The sequence below is a fragment of the Kitasatospora xanthocidica genome (assembly GCF_014656195.1).
Classification (GTDB): Bacteria; Actinomycetota; Actinomycetes; order Streptomycetales; family Streptomycetaceae; genus Kitasatospora; species Kitasatospora xanthocidica.
The window spans coordinates 22,227-42,364 of sequence record NZ_BNBY01000035.1; the positions used below are offsets into that span (position 1 = coordinate 22,227).

The following is a 20,138-nucleotide window of genomic DNA, read 5'->3' on the forward strand; positions in this document are numbered from 1 at the left end:
GCTCCGCAGTCTCCGCACCCCTCGGACGGCGATGGTTCGTCAGTAGGTAATCCTCTCGTTACGTTCGACGTCCTGACAGCTACGCGCGTTGACCCTAGGCTTCACACGCGCAACACCTGCCCGTACGCCGATGCTGTCCGCAGCCGGTGCTCCTCCGATGTGCAGAGGACCCCTCATGCTCCCCGTCAGATCCCGACGGACGGCGCTCGCCGTCGTCGCCGCCGCAGGTCTGCTCGGCACGGTGGTCGTGCCGACGGCCGCCCAGGCCGCCGACGCCAATGCCAAGCGTCACAAGACCGTCAACCTCCAGCTGCTGGCGATCAACGACTTCCACGGCAACCTGGAGCCCCCGGCCGGCTCGTCCGGCACGATCAAGGAGATCGACCCGGCCACCGGCAAGGAGGTCGCCACCCCGGCCGGCGGCATCGAGTACCTGGCCACCGAGCTGCGCAAGGCCCGGATCCCCGCCGACGACTCGATCACCGTCGCGGCCGGCGACATCATCGGCGCCTCCCCGCTCACCTCGGCGCTCTTCCACGACGAGCCGACCATCGAGGCGATGGACAAGCTCGGCCTGGACGTCACCTCCGTGGGCAACCACGAGTTCGACGAGGGCGCGCAGGAGCTGCTGCGCATGCAGGAGGGCGGCTGCCACCCGACCGACGGCTGCTACGAGCCCGGCCGCACCTTCAAGGGCGCCAACTTCAACTACCTGTCGGCGAACGTCACCGACGAGAAGACCGGCAAGCCGCTGCTCGCCCCGTACTGGATCACCAAGTCCCAGGGCGTGAAGGTCGGCTTCATCGGCGTCACCCTGGAGGGCACGCCGAACATCGTGACCGCCGAGGGCGTCAAGGGCCTCAAGTTCGCCAACGAGGTCACCACGATCAACAAGTACGCCGCCGAGCTCAAGGCCAAGGGCGTCAACTCGATCGTCGCGCTGATCCACGAGGGCGGCTACCCGGCCAGCAGCGTCTACAACTACGACTGCGGCGCGGCCGGCCAGGGCGTCTCCGGCCCGATCGTCGACATCGCGAAGAAGATAGACCCGGCGGTCGGCGCCATCGTCACCGGCCACACCCACAACGCGTACGCCTGCACCATCCCCGACCCCAACGGCGTCCCGCGCTCGGTGACCAGCGCCGCCTCCTTCGGCCGGCTCTTCACCGAGATCGACATGAAGCTGGACAAGACCACCGGCGAGATCGTGCGCCCCTCGGTCAAGGCCGAGAACCACGTCGTGCGCCGCACGGTCGACAAGGCCCCGGACATGACCGAGCTGGTGAACCACTACGCCAAGCTCGCCGCCCCGATCGCCGGCCGCCCGGTCGGCTACATCGGCGCCGACATCAACGGCCGCGGCAGCTCCGACCTGGAGAAGCCGCTCGGTGACGTGATCGCCGACGCGCAGCTGGCCGGGCTCGCTCCGGCCGACAAGGGCGGGGCGCAGGTCGCCTTCATGAACCCGGGCGGCATCCGCTCCGACCTCGTCTACAAGGCCTCGGGCAGCGAGGGCGACGGCGTGGTGACCTACGGCGAGTCGTTCACCGTCCAGCCGTTCACCAACATGATGCAGGTCAAGACGCTGACCGGCGCCCAGCTGGTCCAGCTGCTCCAGCAGCAGGTCAGCGGCTCCAACGCGGCCGCGCCGAAGGTCCTCCAGGTGTCCTCGAACCTGCACTACACCCTGGACATGCGCAAGACCGGCGCGGACCGCGTCCTCGTGGACTCGATCCGGCTGAACGGCGCCCCGGTCGACCCGGCCGCCAAGTACCGCGTCGCGGCCAACGAGTTCCTGGCCGGCGGCGGCGACGGCTTCCCGGCCTTCGCGGCCGGCACCGACAAGCTCGTCGGCGGCTCCGACCTGGACGTCTTCACGGCCTACCTGGGCGCCCACAGCTCGGCCGCCGCGCCGCTGCAGGTCCCGGCGCAGGACCGGATCAAGATCATCGGCCCGGGCAGCGACATCGACTGACCGTGAGCCGGCCCTGAGGGGCGGGTGGGGCGCTGTCGGGGCGCCCCACCCGCCCCTTCCGCTATTCGGGGGCGGGACCGCCGGGCAGCCGGACGGTGGCCAGCGCGCCCGGCCCGCCGTCCGCGGCCGGGCCCAGCGTGACCTCGCCGCCCGCCTCCCGGACGCTCTGCGCCACGATCGACAGCCCGAGGCCGGAACCCGGCAACTGCCGCGAGGACGGCGAACGCCAGAACCGGTCGAAGACGTACGGGAGTTCCTCGGCCGGGATGCCCGGGCCGTGGTCCCGGACCGTCAGCACGCCCTGCCGGAGCCGGACGTCGATCGTGCCACCGGGCGGGCTGTACTTGACCGCGTTGTCCAGCAGGTTGATCACCGCCCGCTCCAGCCCGGCCGCGTCGCCGTGCACGAACCACGGCTCGGCACTCGTCTCGAAGACCAGCCCGGGGCCGCGCAGCTTCGCCCGCTCGACCGCCCGCCCGGCGATCTCGTGCAGGGCGACGACGGAGAGGTTCGGACCCGGCTTCGGGGAGTCGGGGCGGGAGAGCTGGAGCAGGTCGCCGATCAGGACGGTGAGTTCCTGCATCTGGGCCTTCATGTTGCCCAGCAGCTTGGTCTTGGTGGCCGGGGGGAGCGGGCGCCCGGTGTCGTTGCTGCGGATCAGCAGGTCGACGTTGGTGCGCAGCGAGGTGAGGGGCGTACGCAGCTCGTGGCCCGCGTCGGCGATCAGCCGGGTCTGCCGCTCGCGGGAGTTGGCGAGGGCGGTGCTCATCGAGTTGAAGGAGGTCGAGAGACGGGCGATCTCGTCGTCCCCGTGGACGGGGATGGTGGTGCCGACCTCCTCGGTACGGGCGATGTGCTCGACGGCGTCGGTGAGTTGGTCGACGGGCTTGAGGGAGGAGTGGGCGACCAGCCGGCCGGCGACGGCGGCGAGCAGGATGCCGCCGAGGGACACCGAGCCGAGCAGGATGGCGAGGCCCTCGAGGGAGTCCTCGACGGACTGGGTGGGGGTGGCCACCATGACGACGACCGGCACCGTGTAGCGGGAGTCCGCGGTCAGCCGGACCAACGCGGGGTCCCCGTTGGTGAACCGGCCCTCCCGGATGATCGACTGGCCGAACTTGAGGCGGAACACGGCGGTGTCCCCGGGCTCGGTGACGATCGCCTTGGTCGCGCCGGGGGGCAGGCAGATCCCTTTGCCCTGCGCGAGGAACTGGGTGTCCCGGGGGGCGGCTCCGCTGATGTCCTGGAGCCCGCCGCCGTGTTGGTGCTCCAGCGCCTGCTCGGGGGTGCTGTAGCAGTCGAGGGCGGGCCCTCGTGGCGGCATGGGCAGCGGTGCGCTCACCAGGTCGGTCTTGACCTGGTTGTAGAGCTGCTTCTCCACGATGAACCAGCACGCCAGCGCCGACAGCGCGATGGCCACCGCCACCGCCGCGGCGCTCAGGAAGGTGAGGCGGCTGCGGAGGGAGCGGGAGCGGAACCAGTGGGCGAGACGCCGCCGGCGGCCCCGGGTGCGGGGCGGAGCCAGTGGGGGTGGGGGTACGGCGGTCACGCGCCGGTGCCGGCGGTCGGGCGGAGGGCGTAGCCGACGCCGCGCACGGTCTGGATCAGGCGGGGCATGCCGCCCTGCTCGGTCTTGCGGCGCAGGTACATCACGTACACGTCCAGGGAGTTGGAGGAGGGCTCGAAGTCGAAGCCCCAGACCGCCTTGAGGATCTGTTCGCGGGTGAGGACCTGGCGGGGGTGGGCGAGGAACATCTCCAGCAGCATGAACTCGGTGCGGGTGAGTTCGATCGGCTTGCCGGCCCGGGTGACCTCGCGGGTGGCGGTGTTCATCCGCAGGTCGGCGAAGGCGAGCACCTCGCTCTCGTCCTCGGCGGCGGCGCGGGCGGCGGCTTCGGTGGCGAGGGCGTTGCGGCGCAGCAGGGCGCGGACGCGGGCGAGCAGTTCGTCGAGTTCGAAGGGCTTGGCGAGGTAGTCGTCGGCGCCGACGTCGAGGCCGGTGACGCGGTCGCCGACGGCGTCGCGGGCGGTGAGCATCAGGACGGGGACGGTGTCGCCGCGCGAGCGCATCCGGCGGACGGCGGTGAGGCCGTCCATCCGGGGCATCATGATGTCCAGCAGGACGAGGTCGGGCCGGTCGCGTTCGACGGATTCCAGTGCTTCGTAGCCGTCGGTGGCGGTGGCGACCTCGTAGCCCTCGAAGGCGAGGCTGCTCTCCAGGGCGTCCCGGAGGGCGGGTTCGTCGTCGACCACGAGGAGCCGGGCGGCGGGGTGGCCGGGCTCGGCGGCGGTGCGGTCGTCGGCGGACGGGGTCATGGGCGGCTGCCCTTTCTCGTCGGGTGGAGGGCCTGCTGGAGGTCTGCGGGAGGTCTGCTGGACGTTTGCGGGAGTCTGCTGGGGCCTGCTGGGAGCAATTGTGCGTCGCGCGGGCGGCGCCGTGGACGTTCCGGGCTACAGGTTCTGGCCGGCTTCGAGCTTCGGGAGGACCTGCTTGATGGAGTCGATCGGGATGGCGAAGCCGAGGCCGACGCTGCCCGCGGTGCCGCCGCCGGCGGTGGAGCTGGTGCCGTTCGGGGCGTACATGGCCGAGTTGATGCCGATGACCTGGCCGCCGGCGTTGATCAGCGGGCCGCCGGAGTTGCCCGGGTTGAGGGCGGCGTCGGTCTGGAAGGCCTTGTACGTGGTGGTGGTGCCGCCGTTCGACTGGGGCTGGCCGTTGCGCAGCCCGGGCAGGCTGGGGATGCCGAAGCCGCCGTTGCCGCTGGTGCTGCCCTCGTCGAGCCGGACGGTGACGTCGCGGTTCTCGGCGCTGATGATGCCGGAGGTGACGGTGCCGGTGAGGCCGTCGGGGTTGCCGATGGCGACGACGGGGTCGCCGACGGCCACGGTGGAGGAGGTGCCGAGGACGGCGGGGGTGAGGTTCTTGGCGCCGGTCGCGGTGATGACGGCGACGTCGAGGGACTTGTCGGTGCCGGTGACGGTGGCCTGGGCGGTGGAGCCGTCCTTGAAGGTGACGGTGATCCGGCCGCCGTCGGCCGCGGTGTCGATCACGTGGTAGTTGGTGAGGATCCGGCCGTCCTTGTCCAGGACGACGCCGGTGCCGGTGGCGGTGCCGTTGCCGTTCTTGACGGTGATCTGGACGACGCTGGGGGAGACGGCGGCGGCGATGGCGGCCACGTCGGCGCTGCCGTCGCTGCGGGCGGAGACCGGGCTGGCGACGGTGGAGACCCGGGTGTCGCCGGCCTGCCGTTCGGCGGCGACCACGCCGCCGGTGACCCCGCCGAGGACGGCGGCGACCGCGGCCACGGCGGTCACCAGCGCGATCCGGCCGCGCAGCAGGCCGCGCCGGGCCCGGTTGCCGTGGCCGCCGTGGCCGTCGGGGGAGCCGGGGCCGAGGAGGGTGGGCGGCTCGGGCGGCATGGGCGGGGGAGGCGGCGGTCCGTCGAAGCCGCCGTCGGAGTGGTCCTCGCGGTACGCGTACCCGGCCGGGCCGGTGCTGCCCGGGGTGCCGCCGCCGAGCACGGTGCCCTCGATCACCCGGGGCTCGTACGGGCCGTGGTGGTCGTCGTACCGGTCGCCGGGGTACTGCTGCTGTTCGCTCATGCCGACCAAGCTCCGCCCGGCGGATGAGGAGCGGATGAGAACCGGCTCAGAACGGGGAGAGAAGCCCGTTGGGTTCTCATAAAGCCTGGTCAGACGGCCTGCGGAGCGGAGCGGGCGGTTCCGGGTGCGGTCCGGGGTGCGGCCGGGTCCGCTGAGCCGTTCCGGTCGAGGGCCCGGCTCCGGCCGCTACTGGGCGGAGGGGCGGCCGGGTGCGGCGCCGTCGCAGCCGCAGGAGCGGCGGATGACCAGGCGGGACGGGAACTTGCGGACCCGCTCGGTGTCCGAGCCGGGGACCATCAGGGAGTCGTCCAGCACGAGGTCCACGGCGGCCCGGGCCATCGCGTCGCGGTCGGAGGCGACGGTGGTCAGCGGCGGGTCGGCGAGCGCGGCCTCCGGGACGTCGTCGAAGCCGGCCACCGCGAGGTCCTCGGGGACGCGCAGCCCGACCTCGCGGGCGGCCCGCAGCACGCCGATGGCCTGGTCGTCGGTGGAGCAGAAGATGGCCCGCGGCCGGTCCGGCGAGCTCAGCACGTCGAGGGCCACCTCGTACGCGCCGTAGCGGTGGAAGGGGGCGTCGATCAGGTGCGGTTCGGTGGGGACGCCGTGCGCGTCCATGGCGCGCTGCCAGCCCTCGACGTGGTCGATGACCGGGTCGCCGGGGGCGGGGGACTCGACCGGGCCGCCGAAGCAGGCGACGTACGGGTGCCCGTGCTCCTCCAGCAGGTGGCGGACGACGGCCTCGGCGCCGCCCACGTCGTCGGTGACCACCGCGACGTCGTCGATCGCCTCGGGGCGGCGGTGCAGCAGCACCACCTTGGCGCCCTCCATCGCGGCGAACTCCTCCGCGGCGCGCTGCGAGGGGCCCTGGCTGACCAGGATCAGGCCGGCGACGCGCATGCCGAGGAAGGCGCGGACGTAGTGGACCTCGCGGTCGTCCACGTAGTCGGAGTTGCCGATCAGCACGAGCTTGCCGCGCTCGGAGGCGGCCCGTTCGACGGCGTGGGCCATCTCGGCGAAGAACGGCTGGCGGGCGTCCGGGACGACCATGCCGATCAGGTTGGTCCGGCGGGAGGCCATCGCCTGGGCGACGCTGTTCGGCCGGTAGCCGAGCTGCTCGATCGCCGCGAGGACCTTCTCCCGGGTCGCGGGCGCCACCGGGCGCGGCCCGTTGTTGATGACGTAGCTGACGACCGCGGTCGAGGTCCCAGCCAGTCGGGCTACATCGTCGCGCGTCACTTTGGCCACGAGTGGAGTCTACGCGTGTGGCCTCGGGGGCGGCAGTGGGAGCCGGGGCCGCTTCCCGGTGAACGGGGTCCGGCTCCGGGATGAACCGGACAAGCCGGGCGGGGGTGGCCCGCCCGGCTCGCGGTTCAGGCCTCCAGCTGGCTGGCGGGGCGCTGGGCGAGCTCGGGACGGTCGCCCTTCTCGGGCTTCTCCGGGACGACGAAGCGGTAGCCGACGTTGCGCACGGTGCCGATCAGCTGCTCGTTCTCCACGCCGAGCTTGGCGCGCAGGCGCCGGACGTGGACGTCCACCGTCCGGGTGCCGCCGAAGTAGTCGTAGCCCCAGACCTCCTGCAGCAGCTGGGCCCGGGTGAAGACCCGGCCGGGGTGCTGGGCGAGGTACTTGAGCAGCTCGAACTCCTTGAAGGTGAGGTCGAGCGCCCGGCCCTTGAGCTTCGCGGAGTAGGTGGCCTCGTCGACCGAGAGGTCGCCGTTGCGGATCTCCATCGGGCTGTCGTCGGTGTCGATCTGCAGGCGGCCGAGCGCGAGCCGGAGCCGGGCCTCGACCTCGGCCGGCCCGGCGGTGTCCAGCAGGACGTCGTCGATGCCCCACTCGGCGGTGACGGCGGCCAGGCCGCCCTCGGTGACCACCAGGATCAGCGGGCAGCCGATGCCGGTGGAGCGCAGCAGCTGGCAGAGGCTGCGGATCTGCGGCAGATCGCGTCGGCCGTCGACCAGGATGACGTCCGCGCTGGGGGTGTCCACGAGGGCGGAGCCCTCGGCGGGCGCCACCCGGACGTTGTGCAGCAGCAGGCCGAGGGCGGGCAGCACCTCGGCGGACGGCTGCAGCGCGTTGGTGAGGAGGAGGAGAGAACTCATACCCGGTGGTCCCCTTTCCGGGTCGTCGCGGTCGCGTTCCGGCTGCCGCCACAGCCGGATGGCGTACGTGCTGAGGGTGGGAGGAGGAGGACGGGCGTCCGGGTCGTGCCGGGGGAGTGGGCGGCGCGCAGGGCACGACGGCGGATCCGCCCGGGGTCCCGCAACCCCTGGTGCACCGTTCCTGGCCTGCTCATCACCGAGAACCCTCCGGTCTGGTCCGGTGCCCGGGCGGCGGCCCGGGCGCCGGTGGCGACGTCCCGTCCGGCGGCGACACGTCGCTGTGCCGCGTCGGACGGGGCGGTCCCTGCGGTGCGTCGGGGGTGGACCGACGAATCGCACGAACGTCCGTACTGGCGTCCTGAAAGCACAAAAGGACCCGGGGGCGACTCTGCCCGGATCCCTCTTGGTGGTTGAGGATAGCCGACCCGCGCCGCCGCCGGGAGTGCCCGGAACCGGCCGTCGCCCCGTTTCGGGCGTACGCCGGGTGAGCCTGGACACAGCGTCGAGCGCCGCCCCGGGCCGGTCGGACCGGGGCGATTGCCGGTCGTGGCGGCGGACACGCCATCATGGGACGCACATCGGCGGCGCCGCGCGGGTCCATCGTTCGGGTGGTCGGGCGGCCGCCCCGAGGCGAGCCGGACCGGGGTACCGGGACCGGGCGAGGACGACGAGAAGGGGCGGCCCGATGGATGTGACCACCGAGCCCGCGAGCGGCGCCCGGGTGCGCGGGACGATCCGCTACTGGGCGGCGGCGAAGTCCGAGGCCGGGCTGGCCGAGGAGCCGTACGAGGCGGCGACCCTGGCGGAGGCGCTGGCGGCGGCCAAGGAGCGGCACGCCGACAAGCCGAAGCTCGTCCGGCTGCTCGGGCACAGCTCGTTCCTGGTCGACGGCGCCCAGGTGGGCGCCCGGGACCACGCGACCGTCGCCCTGACCGAGGGCGGGACGGTCGAGGTCCTCCCGCCGTTCGCGGGAGGCTGAGCGGCGTGACGGACATGAACAACCCGAACCGCGGCGGCCACGGCGAGTGGCCGCAGCAGCACCAGCAGCACCAGCCGTACCCACAGCAGCCGCAGGCTCCGCAGGGGTACCCGCAGCACGCGCAGTACCCGACGCAGCAGCCCGGGCAGCAGCAGTCGCCGTACGGCTACCCGGTGGACGACGCGGCGGCGACCACGGTGCTGCCGCCGGTCCCGGCCTTCGACGACGCGGACGCGACCGCCCTGCTGCCCCCGGTGCCCCCGCTGGGCGACGCCGAGGCCACCGCGCTGCTGCCGCCGGTGGTCCCCGGCGCGGTGCCGGGCGCCCCGCCCGCCGCGCCGCGGCACCAGCGGCCGGTCCAGCCGCCGTTCCGGCCGGAGGGGCAGCCGCAGGGGTATCCGCAGCCGCCGCAGGCTCCGCAGGGGCACCTCCAGCCGCAGGGCCAGCCGCAGCCGCAGGGGCACCTCCAGCCGCAGGGCCAGCCGCAGCCGCAGGACCGGCCCCGCGCCCGGGCCCGGCACGCCGCCCCGGCGGCGCAGCCCGAGGCCGCGCCGCAGCCGGCGGAGGTCTTCGACCCGCCGACCATGACGCTCAAGCGCCCGCCCGTCCCCGGCGCGGCGGGCCCGGTCGGTCCGGCGGGCCCGGTGGGCGCTCCGCCGGTGCCGCCGTTCGCGGCCGTCCCGGCGCAGCCCGCGCCGTCCGCCGCGCCGCCCGCCGCCCCGCGCGGCCGGACCGGTTCGCCGATCATCGAACCCGGCCTGCAGCCGGCCCTGATCACGGCCGGCGCGGCCGCGCTGCTGGCCGGCGGTGCCGCGCTCGGGCAGGTGGCGCTGGCCCTGGTGGTCGCGCTGCTGCAGCTGCTGACGGCGGCCGGCTGGTTCCGGCTGAACGGCATGTGGCCGGCCCGTCAGGGCATCCTGCTCGCCGCGCTGGCCGGGTTCACCGCCGACGCGGCGGTGCTGCTGGCGGACTCCGACGGCGGCGTGGCGGCTGTGGTGGGCACCCTGGGCGGGTTCTTCCTGCTGGTCCTGGTGCTGCAGACGTTCCGTCCGTCGGACCCGAAGGAGCGGTTCTACGCGCTGACGGTGCTGGGCTCGGCCACCGTGGTGACGGCGCTGTGCACCACGCTGCTGGCGGCCGACTGGGTGCCGGCCGGGGTGGGCGCGGTCGCGCTGGCCACCCTGCTGGCCGCGGCGCCGCTGCCCGGCCCGAAGCAGCTGGGCCCGGTGCTCGGGCTGGCCGCGGCCGTGGCGCTGGGCCTGCTGGTGGGCGCTCCGGTGGCGCTGGGCGCGCTCGCCGGGCTGGGGGCGCTGGTCGGCCGCCGGGTCGCGGCGTACGACTGGCCGTCCCGCTTCGTGCACATGACGGCGGGCGTGGCGCTGCCGCTGGCGGTGGCCGCGCCGCTGATCTGGATCGCCACCGACCTGCTGGCCTGACCCCGCCGCACGCGGCGGCGCCCTTCCCGTACAACGTCCCGCCCCGGAACCATGCTCCGGGGCGGGACGTCGTACGGTCGTGCGGGAGCGGCCGGGGCCGGCGACCGCCGCAGGACGGCGGGCGGCAGCGGACGACAGTGAACGACTGAACGACAGCGGACGACCGAAAGAACGACCACAGCGACCGGCGACGACGGGGGAGACGATGCGCGGATGGCTGAAGGCCACGATCGGCCTGGTGGTGCTCTCCGGCCTCCTGGTGGGCGCCGACCGGATCGCGGTCGGCGTGGCCGAGGACGAGGCCGCCGACCGGATCGTGCAGAGCGGCCGGATGAGCCAGCGGCCGGACGTCTCGATCGAGGGCTTCCCGTTCCTCACCCAGGTGCTGTCGATGAAGCTGGACGACGTCCGGATCTCCGCCGACGGCCTGACCGTCGGCGACGGCAGCCACCAGGTGGCGCTGCACTCGTTCAAGGCCAAGCTCGCCGGCGTCAAGGTCAGCGACAGCATGAACAGCGCCACGGTGGACAGCGGCACCGGCAGCGGGATCATCTCGTACCCGGACCTGGCGCAGCTGCTGCCGCCGGCCTCCCAGCTGCTGCACGGCACCAAGCTGCCGGTGGGCACCGGCACCAAGCTGAGTCTGTCGTACGGCGGGCCGGGCAAGGTGAAGGCCTCCCTGGGGCCGATCGCGATCGGTGAGGGCACCGTGCACAACGACGGGAACACCGTCACGGTGGACGGCTTCCGGCTGAGCTCCCTGGCGGGGATGGTCGCCGGGGTCACCAACCAGCAGATCGAGCCGATGAGCTTCACCCTCGACACGCTGCCGGCCGGGCTGAAGCTGGCCGCCAAGGACGGCGACAAGGACGGGGTGACGCCGCTGCCGGAGGGCCTCCAGCTGTCCTTCGACGGCAAGGGCGTCAAGCTCCTGGGCTGAGCCCCGCCGGGCGGCCGTGCCGGTCGGCCCGCCGCCGTGCTTCATACCGCCGAAACGTTCCGCTCCGCGAGACGCGCTGTCCAGCGCGGGCCGCGGAGCGGTGTCGTTTCCGCCCGCTCCGCGTCGCCGCGGGGCGGCCCGGCCGGGCCCAGCAGGCCGCGGCGGGGGCAAATCCCACCATGCGGATGTTTTGATCCCAGTATTCGATACGCTGATGACAGCAGGCCGTCGGTGTCCCTAGCATCGTCGGCATGAAGCGACAGACGGATCTCACGAAGCGGCGGGCGGTCGACCTGTGCCGCGTGGCCGCCTGTCTGTGTCGAATGCGCTGAATCGGCGTCCTGGCAGGGCAGTTGACGCCCGCCGCCGATCTCCCCGGTGACCGTTCCCGGCCGCACCAGCGGGTCGGCGCCGACCTCTTCCGCAGTTCCCCGCCCGGCCGCACCGGTCCATCCGTCCTGTCCCAGTATTCGGACAGGGATTCGGACCGTCCCCGCCCGGGTGCCCTGCAGCACCTCCTGAGCACCGCACCTTCCGCAAACCGCCCTCGGATGGAGAACATCACCATGAGCCGCAGCGACGTCCTGGTCGACGCCGACTGGGTCCAGGCCCGCCTGGACGACCCGAAGGTCGTCATCGTCGAGGTCGACGAGGACACCTCCGCGTACGACAAGAACCACATCCGCAACGCCGTCCGGATCGACTGGAAGAAGGACCTCCAGGACCCGGTCCGCCGCGACTTCATCGACCAGGCCGGGTTCGAGGCGCTGCTCAGCGCCAAGGGCATCGCCAACGACGACACCGTCGTCCTGTACGGCGGCAACAACAACTGGTTCGCCTCGTACGCCTACTGGTACTTCAAGCTGTACGGCCACGGCGACGTCCGCCTGCTGGACGGCGGCCGCAAGAAGTGGGAGCTGGACTCCCGCGACCTGGTCTCCGAGGTGCCGGCCCGCCCCGCCACCGAGTACACGGCCCAGCCCGCCGACTCGTCGATCCGCGCCTTCCGCGACGACGTGATCGCCGCCATCGGCACGCTCAACCTGGTCGACGTCCGCTCGCCCGACGAGTTCTCCGGCAAGCTGCTCGCCCCGGCCCACCTCCCGCAGGAGCAGTCGCAGCGCCCCGGCCACGTGCCGAGCGCCCGCAACATCCCGTGGGCCAAGAACGCCAACGACGACGGCACCTTCAAGAGCGACGACGAGCTCAAGGCGCTCTACGAGGCCGAGGGCGTCGACCTGGCGACGGACACCATCGCCTACTGCCGCATCGGCGAGCGCTCCGCGCTCACCTGGTTCGTGCTGCACGAGCTGCTCGGCCAGGAGAACGTCAAGAACTACGACGGCTCGTGGACCGAGTACGGCAGCCTCGTCGGCGTGCCGATCGAGCTCGGCAGCAACTGAGCCTCCGGCTCGACCCGTAAGTCAGAAGGGAAGTACAGACATGTGCGGTGCGAAGGCCGGCGGCCCGGACCTGGCAGGAGTTGACGTGGCGAACGAGACGATCATCCAGGGTTCGGTCACCCGAGACGGCGAGCCGGTCAACGGCTACGTCCGGCTGCTCGACGAGGGCGGCGAGTTCACGGCGGAGGTGCCCACCTCCGCGACCGGCCAGTTCCGGTTCTTCGCCCGCCCGGGCAAGTGGACCCTGCGCGCGCTGGTGCCGGGCCAGACCGTGGACCGTCAGGTGGTGGCCTCCCAGGGCACCGCCGTCGAGGTCGCGATCGCGGTCTGACCGACGGGTCGCGACCGGAGTCGGCGCCCGGTACGGACGATTCCCCCCGAGGGCCCCTGCCGAGCAGGGGCCCTCGGCCGTACCGTGGAGGGGTGCGGGCAAAGCGGCGGCGTCGCTACTACTTCGCCATGATGGGCGTGTGCCTGGGCCTGTTCGTCATGGCCTGGGGCGTGGTGCGGTTCTTCTCGGTCGGCGCGGCGATCGGCATGTGCGTGGTCGCGATGGTGATCCCGCCGGTCGCCGCGGTGTTCGTCAACAAGCGGGACCCGGACGACGACTGGTGGAACGACCCGCGCTGGGACGACCCGAATTGGGACGAGCCCGGCCACGACCGGGACCGGCCCGACCGGGAGCGCCCCGACCACGATCAGCGTCCGTAGCCCCGGGGCGTCAGTACGTCAGTAGACGAGCGCCTGGACGCCGTCCGCCATGATCTCGCTGACGAAGACCTGCGCGCCCGCGATCCGGACACCCTCGACGGTGTCCTTCTGCTCGATCCCGCGCCGGGCCGCGCACTGGGTGCACAGCGTCACCGAGCCGGCCGCCAGGATCGACTCCAGCAGGTCCGGCAGCGGCGCCGCGTGCGGCAGCTCGAACTCGGCCGCCCGGCCCGGCAGCGCGAACCAGGAGGACTCGCCGGTCAGCCAGAGCGAGACCTCGATCCCGCTGGCGACGGCCACCGCCGCCACCGTGAACGCCTGCGAGCACCGCTCCGGCGCGTCCGCCCCTGCGGTGACCTTGATGACCAGTTTCTTCGGCATGGCGCCACCTTAGAGGTCCCGCCCTCCCCGCCGTCCGTCATCACGGGAACCCGCGGGCAAAGCTTGGGCAGCGTGGCGGCGCCCGGAGCGAACCGCGCCGCCCGGCGCGAACCGCGACGTGGTGGGGCTCACCGCGACCGGCCGGAGCCCGACGGATAGAGTGAGCGGAGCAAAATCCACCACACTGTCGCCGCCTGGGAGCCCCCCGTGTCCGGTCTGGAAATGTTCTTCGACGGTCTGCTGGCCCTCATGGCCGTGCTGATCACCTGGTTCGCCATCTTCTCGGTGATGAAGCTGTACCAGGGCCAGCGCTGAGCCTGCCGTACGGTTGAGGCAGCCCCACACCGACGACGACAGCGACCAGGAACATGATCGAGATCCCCTCTGACCTCCACAAGGACGTCGTGCCGCTCGCCTTCCTCCTCGGCACCTGGGAGGGCGCGGGCGTCTATGACTTCCCCGGCACGGAGAAGTGCAACTTCGGCCAGGAGATCGTGATCCGTCACGACGGCCGGCCCTTCCTCGAGTTCCGCTCCCGGACCTGGGTGCTGGACGACGAGGGCGAGAAGGTCCGCCCGCTGGAGAACGAGCACGCGTTCTGGCGCATCACCAGCAACCACGACGGCACCAGCGGCGCCCGCGGGATCGAGATCTCCTCCGTCCGCGACGACGGCACCGTCGAGATCTGGTACGGCGAGCTGGCCGACGGCAAGCCGCAGATCGACGTCTCCACCGACGCGGTGGCCCGGATCGAGGGCTCCCCGGAGTACTCGGGCGGCAAGCGGCTGTACGGCTTCGTCAGCGGCGAGCTGCTCTGGGTCGGCGAGAAGGCCGCCCCGAACGTGCCGCTGCGCCCGTACATGTCCGCGCAGCTGAAGAAGGTGCTCAGCCCGGCGCAGCTGATCAAGGACATCAACGACCTGCCGGACGACGGCATCGCCTTCTTCAAGTAGGAACGGCGAGTACGCACGGCTCAGGCGACAGCTCAGTCCGCGCAAGTGTAGGGACCGGCCGCGGGCCGGTCCCTACACTGGCATCAGGACCCCCGACTCTGGCAGGGACAGCACCGTGGCGGACACCGGCACCACCGACTGGCAGCTCTCCGGCGACTGGAAGAGCGATCTGCGCGAGCGCGGCTACCGCCTCACGCCGCAGCGGCAGCTCGTGCTGGAGGCCGTCGACGTGCTCGACCACGCCACCCCCGACGACATCCTCTGCCACGTCCGGCGGACCGCCAGCGGCATCAACATCTCCACCGTCTACCGGACCCTGGAGCTGCTGGAGGAGCTGGGCCTGGTCTCGCACGCCCACCTCGGCCACGGCGCCCCGACCTACCACCTGGCCGGCCGCCACCACCACCTGCACCTGGTCTGCCGGGACTGCGAGAAGGTCACCGAGACCGGCACCGAGATCGCCCAGCCGCTGATCGAGAGCCTGCGCGCGCAGCACGGCTTCGACACCGACCTCAAGCATTTCGCCATCTTCGGCCGCTGCGCCGACTGCACCGCCAAGCTCGCCGACGACCGGTCGTAAGCTGGCCGGTATGACCGGTGTGAAGAGCCCGCTGCTTGCCCTGCCCGGAGCCGTCCCCGCCGAGGGGGCCGACGAGGGCGTCGCCGCCCACTACGGCGACATCTTCCGCGAGCAACGCAACCTCGCGCAGGGCACCGGCTTCGTCGACCTCTCGCACCGCGGCGTGGTCACCGTCACCGGCGCGGACCGCCTCGCCTGGCTGCACCTGCTGCTCACCCAGCACGTCAGCGAGCTGCCCGCGCAGCAGGCCGCCGAGGCGCTGGTGCTCTCCCCGAACGGGCACGTCGAGCACGCGCTCTACCTGGTGGACGACGGCACCACCACCTGGGCGCACGTCGAGCCGGGCACCCAGGGCGCGCTGGTCGCCTACCTGGAGAGCATGAAGTTCTTCTACCAGGTGGAGGTCGCCGACGCGACCGCCGAGTACGCCGTGGTCCACCTGCCGGCCGGCTCCACCGGCTCGGTCGAGGGCGCCGCCGCCGTCCGTGAACTCCCGTACGGGCGCGACCTGTTCGTCCCGCGCGCCGACCTGGAGAAGCTCACCGCCGGATACGGCCCGGCCGCCGGCGTCTGGGCGTACGAGGCGCTGCGGATCGAGGGCCACCGACCCCGGCTCGGCTTCGAGACCGACCACCGGACCATCCCGCACGAGGTGGACTGGCTGCGCACCGCCGTCCACCTGCAGAAGGGCTGCTACCGCGGCCAGGAGACCGTCGCCCGGGTGCACAACCTGGGCCGCCCGCCGCGCCGGCTGGTCTTCCTGCACCTGGACGGCACCGAGGAGACGCTGCCCGCGCACGGCACCGAGGTGCGGCTGGCCACGGACCCGGACGGGCGGGCGCTGGGCTTCGTGACCTCCTCGGCCCGGCACCACGAGCTGGGGCCGATCGCACTGGCGATCGTCAAGCGGAACGTCCCGGTGGACGCGGTGCTGCTGGCCGGGACGGTGCCGGGCACCCAGGACGTGATCGTCCCGCAGTAGCGCCGACGGCCGCCCTAGGGCGTGTCTGACAATTCCCGCCGGGCGCGCGACGCCGGGGCACGCACCTCGCCGCGTTGTCGTCGGTCGCTGATGCTCCGCATGGACTCCCTCCTCCGCCTTGCGATGCACGCACCCCAACGCCGCGCGCTGATCCGACGCGAATTGTCAGACACGCCCTAGACCTCGACGAGGACGGTGAACGGGCCGTCGTTCACCAGCGCCACCCGCATGTCGGCGCCGAACCGGCCCGTCTCCACCTTGGCGCCGAGCGCGCGCAGCTGGGCGACCACCTCCTCCACCAGCGGCTCGGCGACCGGGCCGGGGGCGGCGGCGTTCCAGGTGGGGCGGCGGCCCTTGCGGGCGTCGCCGTAGAGCGTGAACTGGCTGATCACCAGCAGCGGGGCGCCGAGGTCGGAGCAGCTCTGCTCGACGCCGTCCTCGTCCGCCGGGAGCAGGCGCAGCGTCCAGAGCTTGCGGGCCAGTTGGGCGGCCTTGGCGGGGGTGTCGTCGTGGGTGACGCCGACCAGGACGCAGAGCCCGGGCCCCTCGATCGCGCCGACGGTCTCACCGGCCACGGTCACCCGGGCCTCGCTCACTCGCTGCACCACTGCTCGCATGCGGCCATTGTGCCGGAGCGCCGTACGGCCGCCGGAGGGCCCCCGGGGCCGTCCACCCGGCCGCGGGCCGACGCCCCTCGGACGCCCCTCGGACGCCCTTCCGCGGCCCTCGCGCGGCCCTCGCGCGGCCCTCGCGCGGCCCTCGCGCGGCCCTCTCGCGGGGCTTGCGGCGGCGCCGTCGCGCCCCCCGTCCGTCCCGTCGCGTCCCCCACGTGCGTCACAGGGGTTGTCCCAGGGCGCACGGGAGGGGCGCGTGCTGGGGTGGCGCACGCCGTGACGTGGGCGCCTGCGCGGGTTGGGGCGCCACTCTTCCTGCGGAAAGGGCCGGTCATATCAGCCACCCCCGTTCGCCAGGGGGCCGTTCGGGTGCACGGGCGGTGCGCCCGCGCCGGGCGGGGTGGCACGCTGGGGGACCGTACGAAGGGTCCGGGGCGCCATGAGGTCCGCCGCGCCGGGCCCGGGTTCGGCCGGGCGGTCGAGCCGGTGGGTCAGGTGTTCTGGTGGTGTCGCCCCGACGGGTGGTCACGGCCGGGGAACGGAACCTCCGGGGGGCTCCCGGGCGTGCCGACGGACGGAACGCCGAGCCCGTCGGGGGGACGGGCCGGCCGGCGGCAGGGACGGAGTGCCGCGAGCGGGCGGGATCGGACGACGGCAGGTGGTTGGGTGATGGACGCGAGCAGCGCGGCGCGGGACCGGTCCGGGCAGGTGGCGCGGGCCCCCGGGAGCCCGGGCGGGCCGGTGGCGGGCGTGCCGGGCGAGCCCGATCTGGAAGGGCTGGGCCTGGACCAGCTGCGGGTGCTGCGCCGGGAGACCCTGGAGCAGGAGGCCGACCTCTCCTACCTGCGGCGGCTGCTGCACGGGCGGATGGACATCCTGCGCGCCGAACTCGACCGGCGCCCCGGTGTGGGCCCGGTCCGCACGGCCGGCGTGCCCGGCCCCGACCCGGTCCCCGGCGACCTGCTGGACCGGCTGCCCGCCATCCTGACCGACGCGCCCTCCACCGTGCGGCGCTCGGCCCGGCACGTCACCCTGGGCCCGCCGCGCACCCTGGAGTCCCGGCTGGAGGCGGACGCGCTGATGGGCGACGTCCAGCTCGCCGACCTGGCCGCGCACCCGGCCGAGGAGCTGCTGGCCGCGCTGGAGCGGCTGCGGGCGCACGAGCGGGAGGTCTCCGGACGGCGCCAGCGGCTGCTGCGCACCGCCGACGGTTGCAATGCCGAGATCACCCGCAGGTACCGTGATGGGGAAGCACGGGTCGACGACCTGCTCGCAGGGGGGCCGCTCTGACCGGGTGAGTCGCCGTGGGCGGGTGGGGCCCGGCTCACTCCTCGGCTCACCCCCGCCCCGGAAGGCTCAACCCCGATGTCCCAGCTCGCCACCGCGCCCGTCCTCGCCGAGGTCATACGATCCGGCTTCGTCGAGGGCCACCACCACGGCTCCCTGGTGCTGCTCGCCGCCGACGGCTCGGTCGAGTTCGCGCTGGGCGACCCGGACGCGCCGGTCTTCCCCCGGTCGACCGCCAAGCCGTTCCAGGCGGTGGCGACGCTGCGGGCCGGGCTGGAGCTGGAGGGGGAGCTGCTGGCGCTGGCGGCCTCCAGTCACTCTGCAGAATCGTTTCACCTCGCCGGTGTGCGGGCCATCCTCGGCTCCGCCGGCCTCGACGAGTCGGCCCTGCGCACCCCGGCCGACCTGCCGCTGGACGAGACCGAGGCGGAGCTGCTGCTCGTCGCCGGCGGCCGCCGCGCCCCGATCCTGATGGACTGCTCCGGCAAGCACGCCGGCTGGCTGGCGGCCTGCGTCGCCAACGGCTGGGACACCGCGAGCTACCTCGACCCGGCCCACCCGATCCAGCGACTGGCCCGTGAGGCCCTGGAGGAGGGCACCGGCGAGACTCCCGCGCACGCCGGGGTGGACGGCTGCGGCGCCCCGCTGCTGGCCGTCTCGCTGACCGGCCTGGCCCGCGCCTACCGCGGCCTGGTGCTGGCCGCCGAGGGCTCCGCGCCGCGCCGGGTCGCCGACGCGATGCGCGCCCACCCCGAGTACGTGGCCGGCACCCGCCGGGCGGACACCTGGCTGATGCGGGCCCTGCCGGGCGCGCTGTCCAAGATGGGCGCCGAGGCCGTCCAGGTGGTGGCGCTGCCGGACGGCCGCGCGCTGGCCTTCAAGATCGACGACGGTGGCGAGCGGGCCCGCGGCCCGGTGCTGGCGGCCGCCCTGCGCCGGCTCGGGGTGACCGGGGCGGACGAGACCGTCGACCGGATCGGCGCGGCCCCGCTGCTGGGCGGCGGTGCGCCGGTCGGCGGGGTGCGGGCGGCGTTCTAGGGCCCCCGCCCGCGGCCCCCTCGCCCCCTGTACGGCGGTCGGCGGGCGCCCGTCGGGGTGCGGGCGGCGCGGGGGCGGTGCACGGTGGACCGGGGGCCGTCGCACAGCTGAGGGAGTCCGCCATGAGCGACCACGTGTACCGGGTGACCGAGATCGTCGGGTCCTCGACCGAGAGCATCGACGCCGCGATCCGCAACGGGGTGGAGCGGGCCGCGCAGACGCTGCGCAACCTCGACTGGTTCGAGGTGTCGCAGGTCCGGGGCCATCTGGAGGACGGCCGGGTCAAGCACTTCCAGGTCTGCATGAAGGTCGGCTTCCGGCTGGAGGACTGACCCCGGTGAGCCGCGTTCCGGCAGCCCCGGCGGGCCGATCGCTCGCCGGGGCCGGTCCCGTCGCCGCGCCGGGCCGCTACGCGCTCAGCGGGTAGCGGGCGTCCAGGTCGCGGAAGACCGCGCCGTTGAGCACGAACGCCCGCTTGCACTCCTCGACCACCCGGCGCCGCTCGACCTCGTCCATCGCCGCGCCCGCCGCGTCCAGCTTGGCCCGGTAGTCGCGCTTGAAGGCGGCCGGGTTGTCGACCTCCTCGAAGACGTAGAACCGAACGCCGTCGCCCTTGCGGGCGAATCCCCAGGTCTTCTCCGCCACGCCCCGGATGATCTGGCCGCCCGACAGGTCGCCCAGGTAGCGGGTGTAGTGGTGCGCGATGTACCCGGCGGGCCACTCGACGGCCAGCTCCTCCACCCGGGCGACGTACGCGGCGGTGGCGGGCAGCGGTGCCAGGCCGTCCCGCCAGTCGGGGCCGCGCAGGTGCGCCAGGTCGCGCTCGATGGCGGCGGTGCGCAGCAGTGCCCGGTCGACGAAGGGGCCGGTCAGCGGGTGTTCCGCGAGCTGTCCGGCGCGGCTCTCCAGGGCCCGGTAGACGTGCCAGAGCTGGCCGGTGAGGTCGGCGTACGCCTCGATCCCGAGCCGGCCGTTCAGCAGGTGGCTCATGAACGAGGAGTGCTCGGCGGCCTCGTGCTCCTCGCTGCTGGCGGTGCGGAGCACGGTGGAGAACGGGACGGGCTCGGGCGCGGTCATGCGGCCTCCAGTGATCGGCTGCGGCCGGGTCGGATCCAGCCCCGACGTTGTGGTTAGCCTAACCTAACTTCACGTCA

The 20,138-nt window shown here is 73.5% G+C and carries 22 protein-coding genes; 14 read left to right on the top strand and 8 right to left on the bottom strand.

Going from position 1 to position 20,138, the window contains the following annotated elements:
- The first annotated feature begins 175 nt into the window (after nucleotides 1-175).
- Entirely contained in the window at nucleotides 176-1,975 is a 1,800-nt protein-coding gene (locus tag IE332_RS35550; protein WP_189924795.1) for a bifunctional metallophosphatase/5'-nucleotidase, read from the top strand.
- A gap of 61 nt (nucleotides 1,976-2,036) precedes the next feature.
- Here IE332_RS35550 and IE332_RS35555 read toward each other — a convergent pair whose 3' ends face one another.
- From IE332_RS35555 to IE332_RS35575, 5 genes are all read right to left on the bottom strand, one after another.
- Nucleotides 2,037-3,524, bottom strand: coding sequence for a sensor histidine kinase (locus IE332_RS35555; protein ID WP_229929174.1), 1,488 nt, complete (start codon nucleotides 3,522-3,524; stop codon nucleotides 2,037-2,039).
- Complete coding sequence (locus IE332_RS35560; protein WP_189924797.1) at nucleotides 3,521-4,291, bottom strand: response regulator transcription factor; 771 nt, start codon at nucleotides 4,289-4,291, stop codon at nucleotides 3,521-3,523. The genes IE332_RS35555 and IE332_RS35560 overlap by 4 nt, the downstream gene beginning before the upstream one ends.
- Before the next feature lie 135 nt (nucleotides 4,292-4,426).
- Nucleotides 4,427-5,578: a S1C family serine protease gene (locus IE332_RS35565; RefSeq protein WP_229929175.1), complete on the bottom strand. Its 1,152-nt coding sequence runs from the start codon at nucleotides 5,576-5,578 to the stop codon at nucleotides 4,427-4,429.
- Nucleotides 5,579-5,764: 186 nt separating this feature from the next.
- Nucleotides 5,765-6,823, bottom strand: coding sequence for a LacI family DNA-binding transcriptional regulator (locus tag IE332_RS35570; RefSeq protein WP_189924799.1), 1,059 nt, complete (start codon nucleotides 6,821-6,823; stop codon nucleotides 5,765-5,767).
- A 125-nt stretch (nucleotides 6,824-6,948) separates the two neighbouring features.
- On the bottom strand, nucleotides 6,949-7,680 hold the full coding sequence (locus IE332_RS35575) for a response regulator transcription factor (protein ID WP_189924801.1): 732 nt from the start codon (nucleotides 7,678-7,680) through the stop codon (nucleotides 6,949-6,951).
- Between the two features lie 685 nt (nucleotides 7,681-8,365).
- On the opposite strand from IE332_RS35575, the gene IE332_RS35580 reads away from it, so the two are divergent.
- The 7 genes from IE332_RS35580 to IE332_RS35605 all read left to right on the top strand — a co-directional run bounded on the left by IE332_RS35580 (nucleotide 8,366) and on the right by IE332_RS35605 (nucleotide 13,149).
- On the top strand, nucleotides 8,366-8,659 hold the full coding sequence (locus IE332_RS35580; RefSeq protein WP_189924803.1) for a MoaD/ThiS family protein: 294 nt from the start codon (nucleotides 8,366-8,368) through the stop codon (nucleotides 8,657-8,659).
- A gap of 5 nt (nucleotides 8,660-8,664) precedes the next feature.
- Entirely contained in the window at nucleotides 8,665-10,095 is a 1,431-nt protein-coding gene (locus IE332_RS35585; protein ID WP_189924805.1) for a hypothetical protein, read from the top strand.
- 205 nt (nucleotides 10,096-10,300) lie between these two features.
- Nucleotides 10,301-11,035, top strand: a complete 735-nt coding sequence (locus tag IE332_RS35590) for an LmeA family phospholipid-binding protein (RefSeq protein WP_189924807.1) — start codon at nucleotides 10,301-10,303, stop codon at nucleotides 11,033-11,035.
- A gap of 251 nt (nucleotides 11,036-11,286) precedes the next feature.
- Nucleotides 11,287-11,367 (top strand): Ms5788A family Cys-rich leader peptide, encoded by an 81-nt coding sequence (locus IE332_RS42515; RefSeq protein WP_350517234.1) that lies wholly within the window; start codon nucleotides 11,287-11,289, stop codon nucleotides 11,365-11,367.
- 234 nt (nucleotides 11,368-11,601) lie between these two features.
- The gene (locus tag IE332_RS35595; protein WP_189924809.1) at nucleotides 11,602-12,438 is read left to right on the top strand and encodes a sulfurtransferase; all 837 of its coding nucleotides are present in this window, start codon (nucleotides 11,602-11,604) and stop codon (nucleotides 12,436-12,438) included.
- A gap of 40 nt (nucleotides 12,439-12,478) precedes the next feature.
- On the top strand, nucleotides 12,479-12,769 hold the full coding sequence (locus tag IE332_RS35600; RefSeq protein WP_030059605.1) for a DUF1416 domain-containing protein: 291 nt from the start codon (nucleotides 12,479-12,481) through the stop codon (nucleotides 12,767-12,769).
- Nucleotides 12,770-12,861: 92 nt separating this feature from the next.
- Entirely contained in the window at nucleotides 12,862-13,149 is a 288-nt protein-coding gene (locus IE332_RS35605; protein WP_189924811.1) for a DUF3099 domain-containing protein, read from the top strand.
- An 18-nt stretch (nucleotides 13,150-13,167) separates the two neighbouring features.
- On the opposite strand, the gene IE332_RS35610 is transcribed toward IE332_RS35605, so the two are convergent.
- Nucleotides 13,168-13,530, bottom strand: coding sequence for a DsrE family protein (locus IE332_RS35610; protein WP_189924813.1), 363 nt, complete (start codon nucleotides 13,528-13,530; stop codon nucleotides 13,168-13,170).
- A 368-nt stretch (nucleotides 13,531-13,898) separates the two neighbouring features.
- On the opposite strand from IE332_RS35610, the gene IE332_RS35615 reads away from it, so the two are divergent.
- The 3 genes from IE332_RS35615 (at nucleotide 13,899) to ygfZ (ending at nucleotide 16,045) form a co-directional block, all read left to right on the top strand.
- Complete coding sequence (locus tag IE332_RS35615) at nucleotides 13,899-14,483, top strand: heme-binding beta-barrel domain-containing protein (RefSeq protein ID WP_189924815.1); 585 nt, start codon at nucleotides 13,899-13,901, stop codon at nucleotides 14,481-14,483.
- Between the two features lie 115 nt (nucleotides 14,484-14,598).
- A complete protein-coding gene (locus IE332_RS35620; protein WP_189924818.1) occupies nucleotides 14,599-15,063 on the top strand; it encodes a Fur family transcriptional regulator in 465 nt (154 codons plus the stop codon).
- Nucleotides 15,064-15,082: 19 nt separating this feature from the next.
- Complete coding sequence (gene ygfZ / locus IE332_RS35625) at nucleotides 15,083-16,045, top strand: CAF17-like 4Fe-4S cluster assembly/insertion protein YgfZ (RefSeq protein ID WP_189924903.1); 963 nt, start codon at nucleotides 15,083-15,085, stop codon at nucleotides 16,043-16,045.
- Nucleotides 16,046-16,221: 176 nt separating this feature from the next.
- On the opposite strand, the gene dtd is transcribed toward ygfZ, so the two are convergent.
- Nucleotides 16,222-16,662: a D-aminoacyl-tRNA deacylase gene (dtd, locus tag IE332_RS35630; RefSeq protein WP_189924820.1), complete on the bottom strand. Its 441-nt coding sequence runs from the start codon at nucleotides 16,660-16,662 to the stop codon at nucleotides 16,222-16,224.
- A gap of 666 nt (nucleotides 16,663-17,328) precedes the next feature.
- On the opposite strand from dtd, the gene IE332_RS35635 reads away from it, so the two are divergent.
- From IE332_RS35635 to IE332_RS35645, 3 genes are all read left to right on the top strand, one after another.
- Complete coding sequence (locus IE332_RS35635) at nucleotides 17,329-17,949, top strand: RsiG family protein (protein ID WP_229929176.1); 621 nt, start codon at nucleotides 17,329-17,331, stop codon at nucleotides 17,947-17,949.
- Between the two features lie 75 nt (nucleotides 17,950-18,024).
- Nucleotides 18,025-18,984 (top strand): asparaginase, encoded by a 960-nt coding sequence (locus IE332_RS35640; protein WP_189924822.1) that lies wholly within the window; start codon nucleotides 18,025-18,027, stop codon nucleotides 18,982-18,984.
- Between the two features lie 122 nt (nucleotides 18,985-19,106).
- Nucleotides 19,107-19,316, top strand: coding sequence for a dodecin (locus IE332_RS35645; protein ID WP_189924824.1), 210 nt, complete (start codon nucleotides 19,107-19,109; stop codon nucleotides 19,314-19,316).
- 76 nt (nucleotides 19,317-19,392) lie between these two features.
- Here the strand turns inward: IE332_RS35645 and IE332_RS35650 are convergent, their stop codons facing one another.
- Nucleotides 19,393-20,061 (bottom strand): biliverdin-producing heme oxygenase, encoded by a 669-nt coding sequence (locus IE332_RS35650; RefSeq protein WP_189924826.1) that lies wholly within the window; start codon nucleotides 20,059-20,061, stop codon nucleotides 19,393-19,395.
- Nucleotides 20,062-20,138 lie beyond the last annotated feature (77 nt).